The organism is Pseudomonas sp. BBP2017 (assembly GCF_003024385.1).
Taxonomy (GTDB): Bacteria; Pseudomonadota; Gammaproteobacteria; order Pseudomonadales; family Pseudomonadaceae; genus Aquipseudomonas.
This window is the reverse complement of sequence record NZ_PVZN01000029.1, coordinates 26,902-34,839: the sequence shown is the minus strand read 5'-3', so window position 1 is coordinate 34,839 and position 7,938 is coordinate 26,902. Positions and strand designations below refer to the sequence as shown.

Sequence of the window (7,938 nt, the reverse complement as noted above, 5' to 3'; positions counted from 1 at the left end):
AACTCTTCTCTCAAGCTCATGGCGTCTCTCGCGTTCCAAGGCATGGTCGAATTCCCGGCAGGTTTGCTTGCCGAAAAGTGTCAACCATGTCCCCGTACACCTGTCCACCATGTCTCCGGTCCATACATCTTGGAAAAAGTAGGCAAAACCGCTCGCTCCTGCATCCGGCCCTACGCTACGGCGCCTTCCGGGGCCACGCGGCCTACGACTTGCTTCGCCAAGTCTACGTCTCGCGTCTTCGGCTAACGCCGAAGGTGCTGCGCACTGCCCCTACAGGCACCTCCACTCGGCCTCCTGAAGTCGCACTCCGCGGCGCCTGAACCAACGTGCATGAAGATCAAGATCAAGATCAAGATCAAGAGCGAGAGCGAGAGCGAGATCAACAGCGAGTTGTTACTCGCTTTGCAAGCGGGCTTGCCCCGCGCTAGCGTCAGCTTGCCGCCGCCGATATCTGATTTCGAAGATACGTCCGTGCAGGCGCCGCCCGTAACTTCGCGACTTCAGGAGGCACCGTAGCGAGGGGACCCGGAGCGCAGCGTAGGGCCGGATGCAGGAGCAGGCGGAAAAGGGACCCGCCGTAAGGGCGGAAGGGGCCAGCAGCGGCACCACATTGACTGGATAAGCTCGCAGCCTCAAGTCCCAACCCAACCCAACCCAACCCAACCCAACCCAACCCAAGGATCATAGTCCCCGGGACTCCATGACAGCCATAAAAAAGCCCCGCCAGTTACCTGGCGGGGCTTGTTACTGCCTGGATGATCAGACGAGCGGTTTGTGCTCTTCTGTGGTTTCCAGGGCTTCAGGTTGTTGCTCGACCGGCGCGGTTTGGGCAGCGGCAGCGGCGGCAGCTGCTGCTTCGGCCTCACGCTTGCGGCGACGTACTTCGCGCGGGTCGTTTGGTGCACGGCCGTTCGGCAGCATCACTACCGGTGCTTCGACCACCGCTGGCTCGGCAGCAGGTGCCTGTTCAGTTGCAACTGGCGCTGCCTCGGCAACAGCCGGCTTGGCAGCTTCAGCTTCAACTACAGGGGCCCGAGCAGCTTCTGGCTCACGTGCTGCTTCAACCACTGGCTCGGCGGTGACAGCCACTTCAGCCGGCGCTTCTACAATTGGCTGAGGGGCAACTTCGACAATCGGCTCGATGCTCGCTTCAACCACAGCCGCAGGTTCGTTGAGTGGCTGCTCGACCACTGGGGCGATTGCCACTTCTTCAGCAACGACAGGCTGTTGCGCTTCAACCACAACAGGCTCGACTGCAGTCGGCTCGGTTGCTTCAACGGTCTCTGCGGCAACAACCTCAGCAGCTACCGGTGCAGCCTCTTCAATGGCAGCAGTAGCACGTTCAGCTTGAACGTTGGCCTGGGCCTCGGCTTCAGCGCTGATGTTGCTGGTTGCAACGGCGGCGGTGACAGCCAGGCCAGCTGCCAGTTCGGCGCCCGACGGCTCGTTGCCTTCTTCGCTGCCGTCTTCGGCGCCTTCAACGACGTTGCCGTTGGCATCACGCTGACGCTCACGACGGTTGCTGCGGCGACGCTGGCCGCGGGAGCGGCGACGTGGGCGTTCGCCTTCGATGCCTTCCTGGTTGTCGTCCTGTAGCAGTTCTTCGTTCGGCAGTTGCTCTTCAGTCGCTTCCGCAGCCTGTTCGGCTGGACGAGGCTGGCGCTCCTCGCGTGGAGGACGTGGTTGACGCTCTTCACGAGGCGCACGTTCTTCACGAGGCGCTCGCTCTTCGCGTGGTGCACGTTCTTCACGTGGGCTGCGCTCTTCGCGCGGCTGGCGTTCTTCACGTGGGGCGCGCTCGGGGCGCTCTTCACGCACGGCCGGGGTGGCAGCATCCAGCGGCTCGCGCAGTTCGCGGACCGGACGGTCTTCGCGGGAGCGGCGCTCTTCACGCGGGGCGCGAGGCTGACGTTCTTCGCGTGGCTGACGTGGGGCGCGCTCTTCGCGGGCCTGGGTTTCTTCCCGGGCTTCGCGTGGTTGACGCTCTTCACGCGGGGCACGCTCTTCACGCGGCTTGCGCTCTTCATCGCGACGGCCATTGCGGTTGCGGCTTTGCTGACGACCGTTGCGGCGCTCTTCGTTACGCTGCGGGCGTTCGGTGGCCGGCTTTTCGGCGACTACAGGAGCGGCGGCAGGCTCTTCCTTGCCGGCGAACAGGCTGACCAGCGACTTCACCAGGCCTTTGAACAGGCTTGGCTCTGGCGCGACGTGTACCGGCGCGGCTGCAGGTTGTTCCGGAGCAGTCGGAACCGGAGCGTTGGCGCGAGCCGGTGCGGTCTTGACCGCAGCTTCCTGGCGAACCAGGGTGCGGGTGGCGGCAGTCGGCTGGACTTCTTCGGTTTCGGCGGCGGCGATTTCGTAGCTGGACTGGCTGCTCAGCGCTTCCGGGCTGTCGTCGCGCAGACGCTGGACTTCGAAGTGCGGGGTTTCCAGGTGGTCGTTCGGCAGGATGACGATACGTGCCCGGGTGCGCAGTTCGATCTTGGTGATCGAGTTGCGTTTTTCATTGAGCAGGAAGGCTGCAACCGGAATCGGCACTTGCGCGCGAACTTCGGCGGTGCGGTCTTTCAGCGCTTCTTCTTCGATCAGGCGCAGGATCGCCAGCGACAGGGACTCGACGTCACGGATGATGCCGGTGCCGCTGCAGCGTGGGCAGACGATGCCGCTGCTTTCGCCCAGGGATGGACGCAGGCGCTGACGGGACATTTCCAGCAGGCCGAAGCGCGAGATGCGACCGACCTGTACGCGGGCACGGTCGGCTTCCAGGCACTCGCGGACCTTTTCTTCGACGGCGCGCTGGTTCTTGGCTGGGGTCATGTCGATGAAGTCGATGACGATCAGGCCGCCGATGTCACGCAGGCGCAGCTGGCGGGCGATTTCTTCAGCCGCTTCCAGGTTGGTCTGCAGGGCGGTTTCCTCAATGTCGCTGCCTTTGGTGGCGCGCGCCGAGTTGATGTCGATGGACACCAGGGCTTCGGTCGGATCGATAACGATCGAGCCGCCGGATGGCAGGTCGACGACACGCTGGAAGGCGGTTTCGATCTGGCTTTCGATCTGGAAGCGGTTGAACAGCGGAACGCTGTCTTCATACAGTTTGATCTTGCTGGCGTACTGCGGCATCACCTGGCGGATGAAGGTCAGGGCTTCTTCCTGGGCATCGATGCTGTCGATCAGTACTTCGCCGATGTCCTGGCGCAGGTAGTCGCGGATGGCGCGGATGATGACATTGCTTTCCTGGTAGATCAGGAAAGGTGCGGCGCGGTCCTGGGAGGCTTCTTTGATCGCGGTCCAGAGCTGCAGCAGGTAGTCCAGGTCCCATTGCATTTCTTCGCTGCTGCGGCCGAGGCCGGCAGTACGCACGATCAGGCCCATGTCGGCAGGGGCGACCAGACCGTTCAGGGCTTCGCGCAGTTCATTGCGCTCTTCGCCTTCGATGCGGCGGGAGATGCCGCCGGCACGCGGGTTGTTCGGCATCAGCACCAGGTAGCGGCCAGCCAGGCTGATAAAGGTAGTCAGGGCTGCGCCCTTGTTGCCGCGCTCTTCTTTCTCGACCTGGACGATGACTTCCTGGCCTTCGCTGAGCACTTCCTTGATGTTCACCCGGCCTTCCGGGGACTTCTTGAAGTATTCGCGGGAGATTTCTTTCAGCGGCAGAAAGCCGTGACGTTCGGAGCCGAAGTCGACGAAAGCGGCTTCCAGGCTGGGTTCGATCCGGGTGATCCGGCCTTTGTAGATGTTGGCCTTCTTCTGCTCGCGCGCACCGGACTCGATGTCCAGGTCGTAGAGACGTTGGCCGTCTACCAGAGCTACACGCAACTCTTCGGGTTGAGTCGCGTTAATCAGCATTCTTTTCATGTAATACCGTCGGTTTCCGGGCTGCCGGAAACGGCGTTCGGCACACACGACTTCTCACGGTCGGTGTCAGGTGCGCAAGGGGTGGCGGGCCACCCCCGTGTCCAGCGACTGTCGAGCCAGACTGGTAACCCAGTACTGCCGAAGTCGCGACGACGCGTCCTGCTTGCTGTGGTGTCAAATGCACTCAGTCAGGAGGAGGAATCAGCCTTCGGCCGTGGACGCCCGGGGGCATCTTGATCAAGACCGGGTCCGGTCGTCTGGCCAAAAGGCCTGTGGACTGGACGCAGTACTACACGGTCCGACGGTTGTGCATCTCCACCCTACACGTATCCCTGATAATTCGGGTGCTGCCGCGCGCTGAATCCGCAACGGGTTGCATTTATCGCCAGCTCCAATACGGGAGCCCGCGCCTTTTATGTCCAAGGCTGGTATTTCCGAAGCCTTCGCCATGACTGCGTGAAATTGACGGCACTGACAGAGTGGCATCGAAAAAAACATCGGGGGAGGGCAAAACACCGCTCTTGTCGTTTTTATCGGTCTTCTCTGCACGGCGCTGGTGGCGATTCCAGGCAATTCTGTAAACTGGCAAAAGCCCCGTCGGACGGCCTCGCGTCCTCGAGATTTTGCGTCGGTCAGGGCCGGCTAGAAGCCGTGAGTCCGCTGCCCAGCCGCTTTTGGCGGCGTTCGCGACTATAGCAGCAATCATTAAGTGCTTCAAATCCATAAAAAATTGTTATGATTGGCAAATGACGACTAATGCCCCTCCGACCTCCGGCGTCCAGCTGATCGAGGTCGCGCCGGAACTTGCCGGCCAACGAATCGATAATTTCCTCATCACAGCGCTCAAGGGTGTTCCCAAGACCTTGATTTACCGCATTTTGCGCAAAGGCGAAGTGCGCGTGAACAAGGGGCGGATCAAGCCTGAGTACAAGCTGCAGGCCGGTGACATCGTGCGCGTGCCGCCCGTTCGTCTGCCGGAACGTGACGAGCCTGTGCCGGTGGCCCAGGGTTTGCTTCAGCGTCTTGAGGCTGCCATTGTCTACGAAGACAAGGCCTTGATCGTGCTGAACAAACCGGCTGGCATCGCCGTGCATGGCGGTAGCGGCCTGAATTTCGGTGTGATCGAAGCCTTTCGTCAGATGCGTCCGGATGCCAAGGAGCTGGAGCTGGTCCATCGCCTGGACCGTGACACGTCCGGGCTGTTGATGATCGCCAAAAAGCGCAGCATGTTGCGTCACCTGCATGCCGCATTGCGCGGTGATGGCGTCGATAAGCGCTACATGGCTCTGGTCCGTGGTCACTGGGCGACCGCGAAGAAACAGGTCAATGCCCCGTTGCTCAAGAGCAATTTGCGTTCCGGTGAGCGCATGGTCGAAGTCAACGACGAGGGCAAGGAGGCGCTGACCATTTTCCGTGTACTGCGCCGCTTTGGTGAATTTGCCACCATCGTCGAGGCACGTCCGATCACTGGCCGTACTCACCAGATCCGCGTGCACGCTCTGCATGCAGGGCATTGCATTGCTGGCGACAGCAAATATGGCGATGAAGATTTCACCCGCGAAATTCGCGATCTGGGCGGCAAGCGTCTGTTCCTGCATGCTTATGCTCTGACCGTGCCCCTGCCTGATGGTGGCGAGCTCAAACTTGAGGCGCCGGTGGACGAGATGTGGGCCAAAACCGTGGAGCGCTTGAGTGCGGCGTGATTACGATCTGCTGATCTTCGATTGGGATGGCACGCTGGCTGACTCAATCGGGCGCATTGTCGAGTCCATGCACCTGGCCGCCGGTCGCGCCGGTCACGCTAGCTGCGATGACGAGGCGGTCAAGGGTATAATTGGTCTGGCGCTGTCCGAGGCGATCGCTACGCTGTATCCGCACCTGGATGCCGAGCAGGTGGCGGTGTTTCGTCAGCACTACGCCGATGTGTACATGGCGCTGGATGAGCAGCCATCCCCCCTGTTCGAGGGTGTGCTGGAGTCGCTGGAGGCATTTCGCGCTCAGGGCTATCGTCTGGCAGTGGCCACCGGCAAGGCGCGTCGTGGTCTGGATCGGGTGCTGCGGGCCAATGGCTGGCAGGATTACTTCGATATCACCCGGGCTGCCGACGAAAGCCGTGGTAAGCCGCATCCACAGATGCTCGAAGAGATTCTGGCGCATTGCCGGGTCGAGCCTGGGCGTGCGTTGATGGTCGGAGATTCGTCGTTCGATCTGTTGATGGCCAGTAATGCTGGCATGCATTCGGTGGCTGTCGCCTATGGTGCGATGTCGCCGCAAGCACTGAGTGCTTTCGGGCCGCAGGTCTGTATCGAGCATTTTTCACATTTGCAGGCCTGGCTGAGCCGGTCGCCTGCCGCAGTAATTCCAGGGTAGGTGAGTATGGCTGACGAGTGGAAGGCGCCTGTTGCCGAAGACAACGAAGAGCAGAAAAGCTGGAAACTGTTGGAGAAAACCCTCCTGGCAGGTGTGCAGGAGCAGCGCCGGGCGCGGCGTTGGGGGATCTTCTTCAAGCTGCTGACCTTTGCCTATCTGTTTGGCATTCTCGCACTGTTCAGTCCCTTGATGGATGTGGATAAGGCCGCTTCTCGAGGCGTCAATCACACCGCGCTGGTTGAAGTGCGCGGGATGATTGCCGATCAGGAGCCCGCCAGTGCCGATAACATCGTCGGCGGCTTGCGCGAAGCGTTCAAGGATTCGAAAACCAAGGCGGTGATCCTGCGGATCAACAGTCCGGGTGGTAGTCCGGTGCAGTCGGGCTACATCTATGACGAAATTCGTCGTCTGCGCGCCGAGTACCCGCAAATCAAGTTGTACGCGGTGATCAGTGATCTGGGTGCTTCCGGTGCCTATTACATCGCCAGTGCTGCGGATCAGATCTATGCCGACAAGGCCAGTCTGGTCGGTTCCATCGGTGTCACGGCTGCCGGTTACGGCTTTGTCGGCACCATGGAGAAGCTCGGTGTTGAGCGTCGTACCTACACTGCGGGCGAGCACAAGGCTTTCCTCGATCCGTTCCAGCCACAGAAACCTGAAGAAACCGCGTTCTGGCAGGGTGTGCTGGAAACCACCCACAAGCAGTTCATTGCCAGCGTCAAGCAAGGGCGTGGTGAGCGTCTTAAGGATAAAGAACACCCTGAGCTGTTCAGTGGTCTGATCTGGTCGGGCGAGCAGGCCCTGGCTCTGGGGCTGGTGGATGGCCTGGGCAGTGCCGGTTACGTGGCGCGCGAAGTGGTGGGGGAGAAGGAGTTGGTCGACTTCACCATCGAAGAATCGCCATTTGATCGCTTCTCCAAGCGCCTGGGTGCCAGTGTTGCCGAGCGTCTGGCGCTGTGGATGGGCTTTCAGGGGCCGTCGTTGCGCTGAGTGCGACCGAAGTGAAAAAAGCCCCGGCAGATGCCGGGGCTTTTTATTTAGGGTGGGTCCGGTGGGGGCGGGCTTGCCTCGCGATTGTGAGCTGCCAGTTGAGTCGCATCGCGGGGCAAACGCGCTCCTACAGGGTTACGCCTTCGATCAGGAGCATATCCACCAACCGAATCAGTGGCAGGCCGACCAGGCTGGTGGCGTCCACGCCGTGGGTGCTCTGGAACAGGCTGACGCCGAGGGCTTCGGCCTTGAAGCTGCCGGCGCAGTCATAAGGCTGTTCGGTGCGCAGGTAGCGTTCGATGCGCGCCAGGTCCAGTTCGCGCATGTTTACCGTGAACGGCACGCAATCGACCTGGCAATGGCCGGTAGCGCTATTGAGCAGGGCCAGGCCGGTAAGAAAGGTCACATGGTTGCCGCTGGCGGCGAGCAATTGCTCGCAGGCGCGCTCGAAGGTGTGTGGCTTGCCGAGGATCTGCTCGCCGAGCACGGCAACCTGGTCAGAGCCGATGATCAGGTGCTCGGGATGGCTGGTGGCCAGGGCCTGGGCTTTCTCCCGGGCCAGGCGCTTGACCAGGTCAACGGCAGGCTCTTCGGGCAGGCGTTGTTCGTCGATATCCGGGGAGGCCCAGCTGAAGGGCAGGCGCAAGCGCTCAAGCAATTCGCGCCGGTAGGGCGAGCTGGAAGCCAGTAATAAAGGCAGCATGATAAACTCCTGGGCAGGTG

At 61.3% G+C, this 7,938-nt stretch carries 6 protein-coding genes; 4 read left to right on the top strand and 2 right to left on the bottom strand.

Annotated elements, in window-relative coordinates:
• Positions 1-330: 330 nt before the first annotated feature.
• The gene (locus C6382_RS23200) at positions 331-516 is read left to right on the top strand and encodes a hypothetical protein (protein WP_107026641.1); all 186 of its coding nucleotides are present in this window, start codon (positions 331-333) and stop codon (positions 514-516) included.
• A 243-nt stretch (positions 517-759) separates the two neighbouring features.
• On the opposite strand, the gene rne is transcribed toward C6382_RS23200, so the two are convergent.
• Positions 760-3,855 carry a ribonuclease E gene (gene rne, locus C6382_RS23195; protein ID WP_107026640.1) on the bottom strand — a complete coding sequence of 1,032 codons (3,096 nt, stop codon included), beginning with the start codon at positions 3,853-3,855 and terminating at the stop codon, positions 760-762.
• A gap of 746 nt (positions 3,856-4,601) precedes the next feature.
• On the opposite strand from rne, the gene rluC reads away from it, so the two are divergent.
• From rluC to C6382_RS23175, 3 genes are read left to right on the top strand one after another with little or no spacing between them, the layout of a single operon-like run.
• Positions 4,602-5,558 (top strand): 23S rRNA pseudouridine(955/2504/2580) synthase RluC, encoded by a 957-nt coding sequence (rluC, locus tag C6382_RS23185; protein WP_010223216.1) that lies wholly within the window; start codon positions 4,602-4,604, stop codon positions 5,556-5,558.
• Complete coding sequence (locus C6382_RS23180) at positions 5,548-6,225, top strand: HAD family hydrolase (protein ID WP_107026639.1); 678 nt, start codon at positions 5,548-5,550, stop codon at positions 6,223-6,225. The genes rluC and C6382_RS23180 overlap by 11 nt, the downstream gene beginning before the upstream one ends.
• 6 nt (positions 6,226-6,231) lie before the next feature.
• Positions 6,232-7,215 carry a S49 family peptidase gene (locus tag C6382_RS23175; protein WP_107026638.1) on the top strand — a complete coding sequence of 328 codons (984 nt, stop codon included), beginning with the start codon at positions 6,232-6,234 and terminating at the stop codon, positions 7,213-7,215.
• Positions 7,216-7,342: 127 nt separating this feature from the next.
• Here C6382_RS23175 and C6382_RS23170 read toward each other — a convergent pair whose 3' ends face one another.
• A complete protein-coding gene (locus C6382_RS23170) occupies positions 7,343-7,918 on the bottom strand; it encodes a nucleoside triphosphate pyrophosphatase (protein WP_107026637.1) in 576 nt (191 codons plus the stop codon).
• Positions 7,919-7,938: the final 20 nt, after the last annotated feature.